The sequence below is a fragment of the Novipirellula rosea genome, assembly GCF_039541335.1.
Lineage (GTDB): Bacteria > Planctomycetota > Planctomycetia > Pirellulales > Pirellulaceae > Novipirellula > Novipirellula rosea.
On sequence record NZ_BAABGA010000120.1, the window covers coordinates 928,716 to 946,004 of the forward strand.

General features: G+C 54.2%; 13 protein-coding genes. 2 read left to right on the forward strand and 11 right to left on the reverse strand.

The features are described 5' to 3' along the window. Nucleotides 1-302: 302 nt before the first annotated feature. Nucleotides 303-623 (forward strand): helix-turn-helix transcriptional regulator, encoded by a 321-nt coding sequence (locus ABD971_RS35535; protein WP_345328473.1) that lies wholly within the window; start codon nt 303-305, stop codon nt 621-623. Nucleotides 624-681: 58 nt separating this feature from the next. On the opposite strand, the gene ABD971_RS35540 is transcribed toward ABD971_RS35535, so the two are convergent. The 8 genes from ABD971_RS35540 to ABD971_RS35575 all read right to left on the reverse strand — a co-directional run bounded on the left by ABD971_RS35540 (nt 682) and on the right by ABD971_RS35575 (nt 8,351). Then, nucleotides 682-828: a hypothetical protein gene (locus ABD971_RS35540; RefSeq protein WP_345328474.1), complete on the reverse strand. Its 147-nt coding sequence runs from the start codon at nt 826-828 to the stop codon at nt 682-684. Nucleotides 829-984: 156 nt separating this feature from the next. Beyond that, nucleotides 985-1,455, reverse strand: a complete 471-nt coding sequence (locus ABD971_RS35545) for a hypothetical protein (RefSeq protein WP_345328475.1) — start codon at nt 1,453-1,455, stop codon at nt 985-987. Between the two features lie 510 nt (nt 1,456-1,965). After that, entirely contained in the window at nt 1,966-2,166 is a 201-nt protein-coding gene (locus ABD971_RS35550; protein ID WP_345328476.1) for a hypothetical protein, read from the reverse strand. A gap of 330 nt (nt 2,167-2,496) precedes the next feature. Next, a complete protein-coding gene (locus tag ABD971_RS35555; RefSeq protein ID WP_345328477.1) occupies nt 2,497-3,213 on the reverse strand; it encodes a CE1 family esterase in 717 nt (238 codons plus the stop codon). A gap of 1,746 nt (nt 3,214-4,959) precedes the next feature. Further along, nucleotides 4,960-5,382 (reverse strand): DoxX family protein, encoded by a 423-nt coding sequence (locus ABD971_RS35560; RefSeq protein ID WP_339945452.1) that lies wholly within the window; start codon nt 5,380-5,382, stop codon nt 4,960-4,962. A 104-nt stretch (nt 5,383-5,486) separates the two neighbouring features. Beyond that, nucleotides 5,487-6,287, reverse strand: coding sequence for a pirin family protein (locus ABD971_RS35565; protein ID WP_339945451.1), 801 nt, complete (start codon nt 6,285-6,287; stop codon nt 5,487-5,489). A gap of 105 nt (nt 6,288-6,392) precedes the next feature. Beyond that, nucleotides 6,393-6,851 (reverse strand): MarR family winged helix-turn-helix transcriptional regulator, encoded by a 459-nt coding sequence (locus ABD971_RS35570; protein WP_345328532.1) that lies wholly within the window; start codon nt 6,849-6,851, stop codon nt 6,393-6,395. 240 nt (nt 6,852-7,091) lie between these two features. Then, nucleotides 7,092-8,351 carry a hypothetical protein gene (locus ABD971_RS35575; protein WP_345328478.1) on the reverse strand — a complete coding sequence of 420 codons (1,260 nt, stop codon included), beginning with the start codon at nt 8,349-8,351 and terminating at the stop codon, nt 7,092-7,094. Between the two features lie 151 nt (nt 8,352-8,502). Here ABD971_RS35575 and ABD971_RS35580 point away from each other — a divergent pair, with 151 nt between their 5' ends. Next, nucleotides 8,503-10,362, forward strand: a complete 1,860-nt coding sequence (locus ABD971_RS35580; protein ID WP_345328479.1) for a polymorphic toxin-type HINT domain-containing protein — start codon at nt 8,503-8,505, stop codon at nt 10,360-10,362. Between the two features lie 85 nt (nt 10,363-10,447). Here ABD971_RS35580 and ABD971_RS35585 read toward each other — a convergent pair whose 3' ends face one another. The 3 genes from ABD971_RS35585 to ABD971_RS35595 form a co-directional block, all read right to left on the reverse strand. Further along, entirely contained in the window at nt 10,448-12,097 is a 1,650-nt protein-coding gene (locus ABD971_RS35585) for a prenyltransferase/squalene oxidase repeat-containing protein (RefSeq protein ID WP_345328480.1), read from the reverse strand. A gap of 221 nt (nt 12,098-12,318) precedes the next feature. Further along, complete coding sequence (locus tag ABD971_RS35590) at nt 12,319-14,235, reverse strand: autotransporter family protein (protein WP_345328481.1); 1,917 nt, start codon at nt 14,233-14,235, stop codon at nt 12,319-12,321. Nucleotides 14,236-14,391: 156 nt separating this feature from the next. Further along, nucleotides 14,392-17,196 (reverse strand): DEAD/DEAH box helicase, encoded by a 2,805-nt coding sequence (locus ABD971_RS35595; protein ID WP_345328482.1) that lies wholly within the window; start codon nt 17,194-17,196, stop codon nt 14,392-14,394. Nucleotides 17,197-17,289 lie beyond the last annotated feature (93 nt).

Below are 17,289 nucleotides of genomic sequence, written 5' to 3' on the forward strand. Positions count from 1 at the left end.
GTTGGTTCGAAAGAGTCAACCGCAAAGGCGAAGCCAGGCTTCAACGTGCAATCGCCAATATACGCTTTCCAATTAACTCGCTGGTTGCACGAAGTTTATTACGCGACATGTATGTCGTCAATTGATGTTCGTCTTTTGATTGCTAGGATCTTGAGATGGTGGTGGGCAATACATCAAAAGTGGTCGTCAAATCAAGGGACTAATGACGAATCGTGGTTCGTGAATTTACTTTCGTCTATTTGGCGATATACTTGAGGCAGCCAACCCCCCCTGACACCCCGCTGCGGTAACGAGCGTTCGAAATGAGCAAGACGGCAAAGCCATCCCACCCCCCGTCCGCAACTCGCGAGACGAGTCGCTGGACCTTCCTGACCAATCACGCCCACGTGTTGCTTGTGCTGCATAGCAACCCCGACATGGTGCTGCGCGAGGTCGCTCTGCAAGTCGGTATCACCGAGCGCGGGGTCCAGCGGATCGTTCAAGATCTTGAGGACGAGGGATTCATTCGCCGCGAGAAAGTAGGCCGCAAGAACCACTATCAAGTGTTAACCCAAGAATCGCTCCGTCATCCGCTCGAGTCCCATTGCACGATCGGTGATCTGTTGAAGCTGATCACCGGTTAGGCCAACCGAAACTCCTACGCGAGATTCGCGGGCACTAAGGCGAGCGGCATGAATAAATTTACCTGAGTTGTTTACGAATACTCAGGAGTGGAATCCAACCGCGCCAAGTCTCCACCACGACGTTGCCAGCCGACAGCTCAGCGTCGAGCAAACGCCGCAACTCCGCGTTTAGCTCGTCGATGACTTCGGGAAACAATTGCGACATGATTGATCAAGGTCGCCCAACGGAAGGTTTTTACGACACCGCCCTAAACGAAGCGAGCGATGTCTGAACTACGAGAAATGGTACCAATGCCAGCCCGCGTGGCCAAACGTGGAAGGTGTGCCGAAGGCCTCAGCGTAAAAACCATGTTGTACGCCCCTACGCGCTGGGGTTCAGCGGGACACATTGATTGGCCCAAGAAGATTGCGGCATGCGAATGAACAACCGCAGCAACCGTGCGAAATACACAGACCGAACGAGAGTGGCGATTGGCGGTGGGTTAGGAATTGAACATTTGAGCGACGACATCATCATGTATTCGGCGTCAGTCTGATCTTCGGGGAGTTGGATGTAGCAATATGGGTCGCCGTCGGCGATACAGAATACGGCGAGTCGAATACCAAGATTGCGTTCAACGCCAGTCTGGTAATAACGGCGGATGTCCGTTTCGGCAGCAAGTTGTGTGTTGTCGATATAGATAGGCCGAGTGGCCAGATAGCGGGAGCCAACACCGCGCCGCGAGATGATCGAGTCACGCCAAATCCAGCGCACATTGTCGGAAACGTTCTGCGATCGGAGGAATTCGCGAAACGTCGAAACAGCGTCGTCAAACGGAGGTGAAGGCTGCATCAACGAGTGACTGGGTCGCACAATGGAGTTATGTACGACTCGGTGTCGTACTTTACGGGGAGGAGGCCCCACGCTGGAGACTCGCTTCTGATTGCCCCGATTCTATTCCATTCTTGCTGGCAAGGTACTGTGGGTTGCTAATCAGTTCAGTGTGTAGGAGTTGACCTTGCGAAGCATCGCTTCTTTGATCAATCAATCAAGCAAAGCTGAATTTACAGGAAGATGAGGGACAGGAAAATGGTCAGCCCCCAATGCAGCATCGTCATTTTCCTGTCACCCATTTTCCTGTATTCTCCCGACCGTGTGATAATGCAATACTCGGCGAAGCATTTAAGCGGAGTACTGCGATGCATCGAGCTGCACTCCCCACTATCGTTTGGTAGTGGCAAACGACGTCGCTTTAACGAACCAGCCGCCTCCCGCCACGAAGCGGCTCGCCTTGAACATGGTTTGGGGTCCGGCTCGTCTCTCGCTGCCTCCAAACCCTAAGTAAGTTAGGAGACCGGCGAATCAAAGATGTTCGCGGCACAACGCGGCAATTTGCGTTGGGGCAACGTCAACTGTGAACGTGTGTTCGGACGGGGATTGGTCAAAACCAACACGCAAAAATCGCACCGTGACGGCCGAATCTCCGTCCGCGTCAATCGTAATGCGGCGACCATTGAAAAAGTCGGGGTAGCAGGAGTAGGGAGTGAGGAATGCGGTGAACATCGAAGATTAATGAACAACCCGCGAATTTCGGGCATGTCAATCAACGTGGCGATCACGTCACGCACAGACGCTAGAACGAGCCAATCGACAACAAGTTTGTCGAAGCGAGCGAGTGCAATTTGCCAAGTTGCGTCCCAGGGCTGCGATGGTGCTTTGTCGGCAGCCATGAGATTGCGGTAGGTCGACCAACGGAAGGATCTTACGACACCGCCCTGAACGAAGCGCACGATGCCTGAACTGCGAGAAGTTGTACCAAGGCCAGCCCGCGTGGCCAAACGTGGAAGGTGTGCCGGAGGCCCCAGCGTAAAAACCATGTTGTACGCCCCGGCACTACTGGGAGAGTTGGCGATCGACCATGAAAGCCCAAGCTTCCGTGTTGTGCTGGGTTGACCATTCGTGTCCGAGCCCGCGAACAACGATCAATTCTGCATCATGTCCAGCGGTCCGATAGTAATCGAGGTCGGATTGCATTGAGCCAGACGCCAAATCGTCATCGCCAACGATCAACAGAATTGGAAACCGGTGTTGGGCGTCGTTGAGAGCACGAGGTCTCGGGCCGGAACAAGCGACAACGGCAGCAACATCAGCAGACCGAACGTTGGCGAGAAGTTGGGCGAAAGACGCACCGTTGGACATTCCAGTCAGGTAGATGCGTTTGCGGTCAATCGCGTATTGGGCAGCAATATGCTCGAGCATTGCATCGAAAAAACGAACGTCACGGTTGTTGTCGAGGGTTTCAGGATCGACGTCAATCGCCGCCCACATCGCGTTGAGGCCCGTTGGATAGACCAGCAGGCAACCATGATCGGACGCCAAGCGATCCAGTTGAGAGTAAGTTGCCATCGAATCGGGAGAATCGCCAATGCCGTGAAATGCAAAAACGACGGGGGCGATCTCTGGAAGTGCAAGCGGCGATGCGATGCGGTAAGAACGCTCAGCGTCGTCCACAACGATGGAGCGTGTTGTAACGTCAACAGCCGGTGGAGCGGGTGGCAGCAGGAAAAACGCAGCTGTTGCGAGAACGGCGACCGAAGCGAAAGCGGTCATGAGACGACGACGATTCAAGCGGTGGCAACTCGACTAGGGGCGTACAACGGAGTTATGTACGACTCGGTGTCGTACTTTACGGGGAAGAGGCCCCACGCTGGAGACTCGCTTCTGATTGCCACGATTCTATTCCATTGTTGCTGGCAAGGTACTGTGGGGTGCTAATAAGCTCAGTGTGTAGGAGTTGACCTTGCGAAGCATCGCTTCATTGATCAATCAAGCAAAGCTGAATTTACAGGAAGATGAGGGACAGGAAAATTGTCAGACACCAAATGCAGGATCGTCATTTTCCTGTCATCCATTTTCCTGTATTCTCCCGACCGTGTGATAATGCAATACCCGGCGAAGCATTTAAGCGGAGTAGTGCGATGCATCGAGCGGCACTCCCCGCTAGCGTTTCGTAGTGTCACGCGACGTCGCGTTGACGAACCAGCCGCCTCCCGCCACGAAGCGGCTCGCCTTGAACATGATTTTTGGGTCCGGCTCGTCCCTCGCTGACCCAAAACCCTAAGCAGTTATGCAACGGTGCGTGATCTCAGAGTTGCCCAAGAGGGAGTAGGTAATTGGAAAGCATCGCAATGCAGGCAATCGCGAAGAATAGCTATGCAGCAACGCGTACGCGGACGAACACCGGCATGAGAATCAGTGTGGATACCACAACCACGGACCACGAGAATGCAAAGCTGCGGGCGGTCGTGATAATCGTCGTGTACCAAGTCGACTGCCACGCAGAGTAATTCGGAACGGCCAACGCAAAGAATGCAGCGGTGAACGCGATGGCAGCGAGGGCACCACGAATCGTGAACTGTGGATGGACGTTACGCGGTTTTCTGCTAATTGGTTGAGTCGCCCAACGGAAGGTTTTTACGACAACGTGTCGTACTTTATGGGTAGGAGGCTCCACGGTGGAGCCTCGCTAAATGGGATTGCTGATTTTAATCGCCTTTTTGCTCTTGGGGTACAGCTCGTTGCTGCAAAAGTATTCGGTTTGTCGTGGGCGTTTTGCATTCTGGGACGCCAAACATGCGAACGCTCAGCGACGTTCCTGGCGGAACTGACGTTTTGACTGAAGCGTTTGCTGGGTAACGCCCCGTTGCGGCGGATTACTCCGGCTGGCGTCGGGGGAGTTTTAGGTAGCGGCAGGTGATTTGTGTTTGCAACATTTTGAAAAAATTGGCGGTGGCAAACCGCTCTTGCTGCTCTAGTGTGAGCCAGCAGAGTGATTCGCTCCACTGCTCCTCAGGCGGAATCGAGAGGGTAACAAATCCTGGTCGCTCCACCGTTGCGATGATGCCGGTGAAATAGATCGTGTGCTGGCGGGGTGCCAGTCACTTTCTCTCGAAAGGAACGGATCCAAGACGATTCTGACAGCCGAGTGAAGGACAGACGAATCGTCGCTCTGAATTCGTTCGTCTGTCCCACGTTCGTCTGTCAGACATCATTCGTCGCTGTCTTCAACCCGCTAAGATGTCATGTGACCGGTGGATCACTAATAGAGTCTCCACGGCCAGTGGCCCAATCGCGTTTGTCGGTCTGAGATTGCGCACACTCAGCCAGCGTAGAGCTTGGGCCTTGTCGCTGGGGTGAGCCATCGCAGCAACGTATTGATAAGCGGAAGAGGTCTCGTCAGTGCTCAATGCGGTGGGCCACATAGCCAAAGCTGATCACGCTTAGACCAGCCGAAACTCATAGCCGTTGTTTCGCGGGTACCAAAACGAAGTCGGCTTGGGATGTGTCGCACGTGTTTTACTTCGCTCGGCTACCGCCCCAGAACTTGTGGTCGAGTGAGAATTCGCCAGGGCCTGTGATGAACAGCACCGCGTAGGTGGCCAAATAAATCGCCGCCAGTTCTTTGACTTTCCATGGATCAGCCCCATGCACCACAAACAAAGCGATCACCATCGTGAAGGCCAGTGGGATTACTGCCAAACGGGTGCCCAGCCCCAGGATCAACAGCAGCGAACAACCGACTTCGGCGCCGATCGCCATGATCAAGCTGAGCTGGCTGCCCATCCCAATCGGGTCGGGAAACCCTTCGGACATGGCGCTGAATCCCATCACTTTCTGAATGCCATGCACCAGCATGAACAAGCCGAACGCGACTCGCAACACGAGTAATCCGACTGAGATTTGTTTGGGGGACGATTCAATGTAAAGCAGTTTGGACATGGTTCGCTCTGTAAGGATTGGGAAGTGTTGAAGTTAGTTTTTCAAAGTAGTTGAAATTGCCAGCGTGTTAGCTTCGCTGGCGAAGTGGTGTTACCGCCGTGATCTCAACTCAGATCAAACAGCAGCACATCACTCGATTGATTCGCGGTAACGTGCAGCGATGTAGCTCGGCTGGATGCCACCGCGTCACCGGCTTTGAGTGTCGTTCCGTTGACGGTCAACTCGCCCGTAGCGACTTGTAGCCAAGCGTGCCGGTTTTGCTCGAGCGTGTAGTCGAGGCTCTCGCCTGCTTGTAATTTGCTGGCGAAAATCTTGGCATCTTGATAGATTCCGACCGCCGCCCCCGAATCATCTGGACCTGCGATCAAGTTCCATTGGTTCGTTTTCTGGTCGTCGGTAACCTTGTTTTCGCTATAGCGAGGCCGCACACCTCGCATTGCTGGCTGGATCCAGATTTGCAGGAAGTGATTCGCCTCGGTTGAAGACGGGTTGTACTCGCTGTGGGTGATCCCCGTTCCGGCGGACATCATCTGAATGTCGTCCGGTGTGATGATCGCTCCTTTGCCGGTGCTGTCTTTGTGTTGCAGCGATCCGTTGAGCACGTAGGAGATGATCTCCATGTCGTGGTGCGGGTGCGTCGGAAATCCTCTTCCGGCCGCGATTCGGTCGTCGTTGATGACCCGCAGACTGCGAAATCCCATGTGCCGTTGGTCGTAATAACCTCCGAACGAGAACGAGTGAAAACTCTTTAGCCACCCCAAATCGGTGTGCCCTCGCTCGGCCGCTTGGCGAACCAGCAAATCGGTGCTCAGCGGTTCATCCCCGAGCGTGACAGCAGGTTTTGCAGCAATTTGGATCAATCCGGCTGCCGTCATTGATAGCATGTTTCGTCGGGACGCGTTCATCGCTTTTTCCTTAGTGAAAAAGAGGAAATTGGCTCTGTCTGAAAGGGAATACCGCCATGAATCAAAAGCCTTACATGTAAACTATGTGTTTGTGATAAATTTTTTTTAGTCTTGGATTCCATTGCGAGCATCAGCGAGAGTTGCGATCAGCGATTTCAGATCACGTTGGGAAACATGCCCCAACAGCGTTTGATGCAAACGATCGATTGGGGCGTCGATTTTTCGCAACAAGGCCTTCCCGGCAACCGTAAGTTGAACCAGAAAGACGCGGCGATCTTCGCTGGATTGCGTTTTGCTAATCAAACCTCGCGACACTAATTGATCGACCACTCGGGTAATCGCGGGAGCGACCTGGATCATCCGGTCGGCAACTTCCAAGCACGGCATCGGCTTGCCCTCGCCTCGCATGATTCGCATCGCATTGTATTGTGAGGGGGTCAATTGATAGTTGCGAAGTAGCCGGGCAGCACGATTTTCCAGCAAGTCGCTGGTTCGCATAATGCTCAGCATCGCTTCCTGCTCGACCGACTTGAAGGGGTGCTTCTTCTTGAGTTCATCGCTCAGATTTCGAGTGGCCACGGTACTACCTTAAGGATAAATAGAAATGCTGCATTCACTTTACATGTAATGTATTTGAGGGGCAAGCGAACGGAGTGACTTCCGTTTTTTTTTGGGGGGGGCTCCCCGGTCAAGCTAGCTGGGACGCAGTGGCAGCGGCGTTGATACTGAGCGGGCAGCACACGCTGCGAGTGATGATCGCTGCGAGCGATGATTTTTGCGAGTCGCCGCTTGGTAATGTTGCCATCAACGACGGTGGAAATTCCATTGCAGTGGAGCTTTGCTGCTGATTTGAGCTGCGACGGATTCTGCGAAAGTTTTTTGTTCATCGCTGGCGAGCCAGGCAGATTTGTCGGCGTAGAGTGCAGCAAAATTGGGTTCATCCGAAACGCTCGAAGCCATGGCCATCAATAATTGAGCATACCAATCCGATTTGTCGCTGAATTCGCTGACCAGCATTGCTTGTTCTTTGGCTTTCGAAGCGAGACGCGGGATTTTCTGAGCGCGTAGAGAATAGATCACGGCCAATAAACGTCGAGCGTCCAATTCCAACTCGGGCGTGTTTAGTAGACCCGCTAATTCGTTTTCCGCGTTGCTCAGGTCTTCGTCGGCCGCAAGTTGTCGTGCTCTCAGAAAACGGATGTAAGGGTTTGCTCGTTCTGATTTGTAGGCCGACAACATGTCCAGCTTTGCTTTTCGAGTTTCGCCCAGCGATGTATAGACGGTACTGCGGGCGGCGATCGCAAGGAAATGTAGCGGCGTGTTTGCTTGGATGACGATGTTTAGCTTCTTCAACGCTTCGTCGTGATATCCGACTCGCTCTTGCAGCAGTGCCTCGGCGATGATGGCCGGATAGGCATCGATGGTATCGGTTTGGAACGTGGAGAGCAGGGACTCGCATTCGTTGCGAGTCCAGATGCGATTGGGATCGGTAAATCGCCAATAGCGTTCAAAAAACATTGGCCCCTGTTGTCGCCAGTGGATGACGTCTTGTTGCCACTTTGCACCGTCCTGGAAAGCCTTCTGTCGACGCTGAACCACGAGCCGAGACGCGGCATCAAGTTGAGAGAGGGCGGATGCGGAAGCGATTTGGTCATTCTGAGTTAATTGCAGATTCAGCACGTTAAGCCGATCTCTTGGCGACGCCTGATTTATTGCCCTAGAGCGTTGGTTTGCGACCAATTGGTTCCGAATGTCAAAAAGGGAAATGTCGCTTGCCTCGAGATCTTCTAGTCTTTTGTCCTCCTCGATTTGCAATAACTGCCAACTGATTTGTTTCTTCAGTACTTCTTCGCGGACAGATTCAAGATCGCGTTCCGTTTCTTTAAGCGTTGTCTGGATCTGCTTTAATTCTTGAGCGAGCACCGGTTTGCGTTGCTGGTGTTGCTGAAACTCGCGATGGATCCCTTGCAGTGCATCAATTTTCCCGTCCTTCTGCGCAGGTGGTTGGGCGTGGCTGGTTTTGGGGGGAGTGGAGGCGGAAATGACGGCGCAAATGACCAGCACTACAACTGATTCGACTCGGCAGCGCACGGGAATTCGATTGCCCCCTCGGGTGCAGTCCCTTATGATTGGGAAAAGGTCGATTTTTGCCATCACTAGGCTCCCCATGTCACTTTCGTCGAAATAGAGGCATCTAACTATGGTCACGGTAACGATGCGTAACGCAAGCGTCAAACAATTTGCGTTGCGTTTTGGATTGCTGGTTTGTGGCGTTTTTCTGATCCGTCCTAGCGGTGCAGCCGAACTCGAAATTTCGAGCGATCCGGTGCGGGCGGCCCTGGAAGCCGAGGCCAACGGACAATTGACGGATCGGACGAGCCTCGTTGAATCGTCGAACAAGCCTGATTCAGCCCGCTGGCACGCGGGGCAGGTATTTGTTGATGGGCACTGGGTGGGACTTGATCAACTGAGTGCCGAGCGGTTGACACCTCGTTTAAAGCAATACGTGGAGCAGCGCGGTGAAGGGGAGCTTGATATCGAGGCCCATCGCCGCTTGGCCCGCTGGGCGGAAGCAAATCGGTTGGATCCACAAGCGCGGGCGCATTGGCAAGGCGTGGTCGCACTGAATCCTGACGATCGAGTCGCGAGAGCGAAGTTGGGGCTGGAACTCGTCAATGGACAATGGTTGTCAAAAGACGAGATTCGTGAAGCAAAACGGCAATCGAAGGAATTGGCAAAGCAAGCCAAGGTCTGGCTGCCCAAAGTGAAACAGTGGGCAGCTTCGATTGCGGGTTCCGATGCAAAAGGCAAGCTGAAGACACTTGAAGCGTTGCGGCAACTCGAAGATCCCTCGGCAGTCTATGCATTAAAGCTCGCCGCGCTTCAGCTTCCCGACGACTTGGCGTTTCCGTTTGTCGAAGCGATCAAAAATGGACGCAGCCGGGAAGCATGTAACGCTTTGACGGAAATCGCAGTCAAGGATCCAGCGTCAAAAAGCGGCCAGGCAGCGGTTGCCGGACTGAAGGAATATCGGATGGCGTTTTATGTTCCGAGCTTGCTTGAGTCGCTCTCGGGTGATCTTTTGCTGCGGCATCAGGTCTTCACACGACCCAATGGCGAGAAAGTGCTGCGGATTGTGAAATCTCGCGAGCTTCAGGATGTCGAGCAAGTTTCTATCGTTGATAATGTGGTTCAAGCGAATACGCGAATGGTCATCACTGACCAACTCTCTCAAGCCAACGCGTTGCGAACCAATGCTCGGATCTCGATTGTTGATTTGAATGTCGGGGAAAACGCGGTCGCCAGTCAAGCTTTGCAACGAGATATCCAGCGGCAATCCGAGCAGATGCGTAGTGAGACGAATGAAAAGAATCGGGCAAAGGTGCGTGATGAAACGCGAATTTACGATGTGCTTCAAGCTGTTTCGGGTGAGAACGTTGAACGAAACGCTGTCGCATGGTGGGATTGGTGGGATCGCTACAACGAAGCGATGGATTACGGCGCGGAGAACAAACGGTATGACGTCAGGTACGACCAGGATCGGAGAAATACCGTTTACGCGGTTCAGTTTTCGCAGATGGTGGCGTTTCGAACTTGCGAATGTCTAGTCGCGGGGACTCAGGTGCAAACTGAATGCGGTCCGAAGCCTGTTGAGTCGATTCGCACGGGCGATTTGGTGTTGTCGCAAGATGTGGAAACCGGCGAGTTGGCATTGAAACCTGTGCTGCAGACGACGAAGCGGCCTCCGGCCAAAACCATGCGTTTTGCAACCGCGGGCGGTGAGATCCAAGCGACACTTGGCCACTATTGGTGGGTTGCCGGTCAAGGGTGGCTGCGAACCAAAGAACTCGAAGTGGGGATGATGTTGCATCACGCGACCGGCGCCAGCAAGATCCAGTCGATTGAACCGGTTGCCGAACCGGTGGAAACCTTCAACTTAATCGTGGCGGACAATCACACCTACTTTGTTGGCCCCGAACGTCTGCTTTCCAATGATGCAACGGATCTCAGGCCTACGTTGCAAGTCGTTCCTGGATTGCCCGTGCCATCACTTGCTTCGACTGCGAGGCAATAGTCGCCATGATTGTTGGGTAGCGAAACTCGCCAAAAGTTTCGGTCGGTGACTCCAGAGAATACCAACCGTCACACGTGAGGTTCCGCTACTTGTCATCTTCTTCTGCCGCTGCGGGGGCTTGTCCTGCATACAGCGGCATATGGCGGTAATAAACCTCGAGCGAATAGAGTGAGAAACAGGTCGTGTAAAGACGGCCTCCGTAGGCTCCCCATGCGTCGTTGACGGGAGACCAACTTCCCTGTTCGCCACCATTTTTCTCCTGCATCGCTGGCAGTTCGACTCGCATTTTATCGTTCCATTTCTGCCACAATGGACCGCCGTAGTGGTGCAGAGCCTGCGTGGCGTAGTACCAGTAGTAGACGTCCGAGTCACGACGGTCGATGGGGTCCTTGGCAACAAACGATCCAAGTCCGTGTGTCATCTCAGGCCGATTTCGCTGCCATCCCAAATATTGCCGGCATAACAGACCCTCGGCCGTCATCGAACGGGTGGCCTCTTCGCCGACTTGGTACGAATACCCTTGGTCATAGCCTCTTCCGCCAACGGTGTCCAAGTACTTTTCGATGTTCATGAACACATAACGGTCCACATCCAATCCCGCTGCCTCACCACTTTTTAGCCCCATCAAGAACCATCCGGTGACCGACGTGTCGGAATCAAATTTGGGTTGATATCGCCATCCGCCTTGAGGGGATTGTGCATCGACGGCGAAATCGCAGGCCAATTGTGCATACGGTCTTAGCCAGTAGTCGTGGGTCATGCCATAAAGTTCGCACAACGCGATCGTGGCCAGTCCTTGAGCATACATTTTCTCGTGATCATTGGCCCGCTCGGCCATGAAACCGACTCGGTTTTGTTGTTTGACAAGCCACTGTGTCGCGTTCATGACTTCACGCTCGTATTTTCCACTGCGATGGGTATTGCCCGCGCCCATAAACGCGATCATCGCCATTGCGGTGGCCGCGGTTTCGTTCTCCATCAGGCTGCCGTCACGGTAGGGGCCCCGCATACTCCAGCTGCCATTGGTGCGTTGTTGACGTTTCAGCCATGCCAATCCAAGGGCCACCGCGTCTTCGGTGGCTTGGGTGCCTCCGTATTTGGCCAACAGTTCCTGTTTCTTTTTTCCGGTACGGCCGCTGAACATCGAGCTGACTTCGCCGACATTTTGGGAAGTTCCAAGCGATGCCCCTGATGTTTTCGGAAGTTGGCTGAATGGATTTATCCGTGACATTTCTGGGGCAAATGCCTGCGGTTGAGCAAGCGTGATTTCGCTTAGTAGCGGTGCCACCTCGACTTGGGACGCGAGACCATGGTCACTGGCAGCTTCAACGGGCGCAAGTTCAGGCAGTTCGATAGGCTCGATCGAAAACTGAACAAGTTCGGGTTTCGTTTCCACCGCGGCCGGAGTGATCGTCAGCAGGATTCCATTGACCGTTTCGGATGAAATGGTAATGAACGCCAGGACCAGCAGCAGGATGAGGTGGAATATCGTGCTAAGCAACCAAGGCGGCGCGTTTAAAATGCGGTCCTTGATTTGCGGAAACGAATAAGGGTTGAGGCTGACCGCAGTCGTTTCATCACGGGGAGCGGCGAGCGGTGGTTTCGCATTTTGAAACCAAGGTCGAGAACGGTCGCGGTTTGCTTCCGTAGGCTCGCCTCGCCATCGTGGGGGGGATTTCCTCGCACGAGGCGGAACGGGAAACGGCAGCAAGAAAGAATGGGACGAGGTGGGCATTAAATCGGCTCTCGTTGACAACGTCTATTAATGGCCTAGCAAACAGCCCTTGTTATCAAGGTCGATTTGCAATCGCGACCGTCACGGTTGTTTCGAAGTGCCTGTGATGTCGCTTACTTATCGTAACATGTTCTTCGCCCAATGGGTTTCGGAAAACTTTGCGGCAGTAGGCTCCGTCGCGGAAGTTGCCTTGCTTGTTGCCTCACAACAGACTATGGGATTTAGAAGATCCAACGAGTTCCGGCCAGTAGCGAGTTGAACGAGGAATCGCTGTTGGCTTGGCCTTGATAGGCCACCGTGAACTGGCCGCCCAGCAGAATCCCCATATCGACTTGAGCTCGTAAAATGGCCCAGTCGTCGCCAGCCATGACCCCCCGGTCCTCGAGCGACCCCGTCGCGGTGCCGCCATTAGCGACCTGCGATACAAACGTCTCGGATTCATCCAGGTACTCATGCATCCATCCAAAGCGAAGCCGAGTGGTAGCGATGCCAAGCGGGGTTGGGGCGGATTGGTTGAGCGAGAGTCCCAGCACGCTGCGAAGCGATTCGCCCGAGCCGCCACCGTTGATCAGTGCGAAATCGTCATCACCGGTTTCGCGAATCGCGTCGAGTTCGACGCGTGTGGTGTGTAACGCTACATAGGGACTCCACAGAAGTGTTGAATGGCTGGCGAAGAGTGTGCCAAGTTCAACGTAACCAAATTGTGCCGAGCCATCGAAGTGGCTCTCCGCGAAGTCGGATCCATCCAATGCGGATAATGATCGGCGGACTTCATAATCTTGAACGCCAGCGCCGCCGGCCGCCACGACATAAATGTGTTGCGCGATATACTCAACCGAAGCCCCCAATCGATAGGAATCGATATCGGCATGTTGGTCGACATCGATGGTATCTAGGTTTCCGGTCGCCAAATGGGAGAAGGTGTGAAACGACAATCCGTTGACACTGGCGACGCCGGCACCTAATTCCAGGCCACCGATCTTGTGCCGATATCCCGCCGTTTGATGATCATCTCGATCGACTTCGCCCGAGATTCCGTAAACGCGAGCCCATGGGGTTAGCAGACACTGGCTACGGTCCAGATCGGTTTGCATCACGACACGGTCACGTACCGATTCGAGATTGTTTTGGATATGATTGATCTCCGCGCCGATCAGCGAAGGGTAAATCGATCCCGACAACTGGTTCACCGCCATGACCACGTCCGTGGCAGAGCTATCTCTTAACACAGGGATCGCTAAAGGCGTGCTGGTCGCAGCTCGCAGGTCGTCTAGCAACCCTGCGGCCGAGGTTTGATTGCTGCCGGAGACGACGGTCGTGAATGATTTTTCGTTGTCTCGAACCAAAAAACCAAATTGGTCCCGTGATGCGGAGACGGTCATCGCTGCTTCTAGAAAGGGGCGGTTTGGCAGCGCGTATACGTCTGTTTCGTTCGTGAACGTTCCAACAACGGGGCTGCCCGATGTCAGAACGTCGAATGAGTCTCCACGCTTGTATTGACTTCCCGTGAAATTTGGCATCAAGGTGGCATCCGTGATCGTTGCCGTGCCGGTGACATTAATGAGGTCGCTTTCATCCGTTGGGGCCTCATCGGCAATATCCACTTCGACACTGGCGTCGGTTAGATCCAAATTGCCGGCGACGTTAAGTTCGCCAAGGGTGCCAGCGGTCGCATCAGCCCCTGGTGCCAACGTTCCTGCGACAATCATGTTACCGGTGACGCTACCATCGCCAAATACTCTGGTGTTGCCGGATAGGTTTAAGTCCGTTGTTGGCAGTGCACTCGTTGAATCGATTACGTGTAGATTAATGGGATTGACGGAGTTGCCAGTAAAATTCAGCGGTTGCGAGCTAAAACGATCAATCGTGACGTTGGTTCCAGACGTGTTTCCGAACGAGATGTCCCCCTCCATCGTCGGCAAGTCGCTCGAAAGTGTAATCGTGAAAGTACCCGGCATGTCAAACACGATTCGGTCGCCCGATTCCGCATTTGTGATCGCCTCACGCAGTGTATTCGCTCCGGAGTCAGCATTGGACGTGACAAAGATATCTTCAGCTCGGACATGATTAGCGAACAACGTAGCACCAAGAAGGGCTAGCAACGCGTGACGTTTGTGACGACGAGCAGGTTTGGACATGGGCAAATCGATTCGCGGGGTGGGGCAATACGGTCTCTGACGATATTGCCATCGGCCAATCCTGCGGATGATCCGTGCAAAAAATCCATGTCTCACGATAGACACAACGCGTTCAATGATTCCATCCGGCAATACCGTCAAAACTTACCATCGTCGCTACAAAAACATTTCTTTTTCGTGAACGATCGTTGCAGGACTCAAGTCGTTGCGTATCGCGTCGATCACGAGCTCTTCACCTTGCAGGTTCTTGACGAACATCGCTTGTCCCGGACTGACTTTGGCGTTCCAGTGTTTCTCGAAAACCGCCGCCAAATCGCGTTTGGAGGCGAGCACGGTTGGAACCGCGTGCAGCATCCATTGCTGACGATCGCGTCGTTCGAGCCAGGGGCGAAGCAATTGCGGCAGCAAGCGGTTGGTCAAGGTGTCGGCAGGGACATCAACCGATCGAGGGATGACGTAGCGGGGACTCGAAAGCGGACCCAGCGTTTCGCGGACGGATTGGGCGAATATTCGGGACTCTTCGGCAGAGACGCCAACCAGGAATACACGAATATAGCCGCCGTCACGCGTATTGATCTTCAAAACCGAAGCCGCCGAAATTTGAGAGATTTCTTGAAGCGATGCAAACACCACTTCACTGATCGCGGAAACCAAACTCAATCGATCCCAAGGGCGTTTGGCTTTGGCAAACGGGGGGTAGCCCTCGGTGAATTTTGCTTGGTGTGATCCGATCTCGACCGCCCGGATTGGTTGCCCACCGTAGGTTTTTCCGATCTGCCAAAGTTCGTACGCGGCTTCGCGTTTAGCTGCACGCACCAGCATATCGGAATTCAGCTGCGAAACGCTGCCGTCGACCAGTTCCGGTTTCAGTTGGGTAAACGCAGCGTGCACGTGACCGACTCCCTTTTCGATCGACCCATCATCGCAAACCCCAAAGATGGTTTCATGTTTCCGCAAGAAACGGCGATAGTCATCGAGCCCTTTGCTGAACTCCGGAGCGATGCAAACGACGTCCCAGTTGTTGGCGAGTTTACGAGGTTGTTTGGGATCCAGACGCAACGATCGGCCACGCAACTGGTTGACGGTCATCGACGTGGTGGCAGTCGATAAATCGACAAGCACGTTGACCGAATTTGCATCCCATCCTTCGCCCAGCAATCCTCGCGTGCCGACCAAGCAACGTGTTGTCCCTCGCTGAAATAGTTCGGTCAACATTTCCACGTAGACTCGCGGACACCAATCGCTGCCTCTGCCGTTCAGTTCGTGAAACATCCCTTGCAGCGCTGACGAAAGTTCGACATTGATGCCGCGTTCTTGCAGCCAAGCATTGGCTTCGCTGATGATGCGGTCCAGTAGATCCGTGTCGACTAACACGGACGATCCTGTTACCAAGACCGGATCAAGTTGATTGGTTTCGGGGGCGTCAAGCAGCATCCGAAACGCGGCCACTGCGCCGCCGGCTTCTTCATCCAGTAGGTGGGCCACTTCCGACCGGATTGCGGATGATTTCTCGAAGTCGGCGATCACGACAGCGCGAAGATCCGCACCGAGAATCTGAGCTTCGTGACGAAGGATAGGTACTACGGCGCGAGTTTTGTTTCGCGTATAAGCAATCACGCGTGATACCGGCGACGCACACGCTCGGGGGCCTGAATCGGTGATTTGGACGCCGAGCATCCGCAAGCGATCGACAACCCGCGTGGCGGTTTGATGGTCTGCCGCATGAGGCGAGCGGCGAAGGTAGTGGCGTGTATAGCGATCGATCAACGTGATCAAACGCTCGTCCTCAGCTTCGTCGCTCGGTAATAATTCGGGAACGTTGTTGGGAAGTGCGGTTTGTTGTGAGCTCAGAAACCACACCGCTGCCGTCACAAAGCGTGGGTCCGCGGTAAAGAATAGTCGCCACTGCGACGTTCGGCGTGTGGGAAGTTGTTGGTCACGCAGCACACGAACGAGCCAATCGATTAGCGATTCAGGCGGCCTGAGGATCAGCGATCCGGGCTCGTCCGAACGCGTGCAGGGGTGGCAAAGTTCTTCGACCAATTTGCTGAATTGCTGATCGACCGAGGCAATGAATTCGAGTTCACTTTCGCTGGGACGAACAAAATAGGCGAGGTCTTGATAGGGAGCCAGGTAGCCATCTTTGACAACGGCTGGCACCGGAACTTCAAAATCGATCATGCCAAAAAAATGGTCGTAACGCTGGGTGTCTTCGCGTTTCTTGCCCTCACGATCCGGAGGCGTTGCCGTTAAACCCACAATCACAGGGCCGTTGAGGTATTCGCTGACTTCGGCCAAGACGCGGCCCCAATGCCCCATCAAGTGATGGCACTCGTCCAGGATCAGCAATCCCACGCCATAATCACGCAGTCGCACCAGCGTGTCCAGCGATGCGCGATGCAGCAGCGTCATTGCTCGCCCGCCGATCGCGTCCTGTTCGCGGATTTGTTTACGGAATGCTGCCAACCGCTCGTTGTAAAAGTTCGGATTGTGATCACGTAAACCTTCGATCCAGTCGTCCGCTTCTTGTTCGCTGGCGGCTTGGTTTTTATCGATCAAGCTTTGGGCCCACAGATCGATTGCCCGTGCGGCTGTAAACTCGGTGGCTCGCGCGGGCAGCGTCACTGATTGGTAAGTTAGCGAGGTCAATAATCCCGGCATCTGCGGGTCGGTGCTGATCAGCGGCGCAAGGTCCATGCCATGGCGATGCTCGAACAACTCGGTGCGCGCTGCCCATTGGGCCTGGATCGCAGAATTCGGAGAAAGCACCAACGCAGGTTTACCCACCAGTTCGGCCCAGATATAAAGGCCCATCACCGTTTTTCCACTTCCGGGCGGAGCGACGATATGCAACCGTCGCTTTCCCATCGCAAGTTTTTCACTCGCGATGCGGGCAACCTCGGCTTGAGAGGGGCGGAGCTGGCCTCGAAAGCAAATGTCAGGCAAACGGATCTCGGGCAAAACGGTGTCTCGGTTGGGGAAACAGCGGTCTCGTCGATGCGGATTGACTCAATTTAGCGTGCTTGACCATTGAGTGATCAACGGGCAAATCGT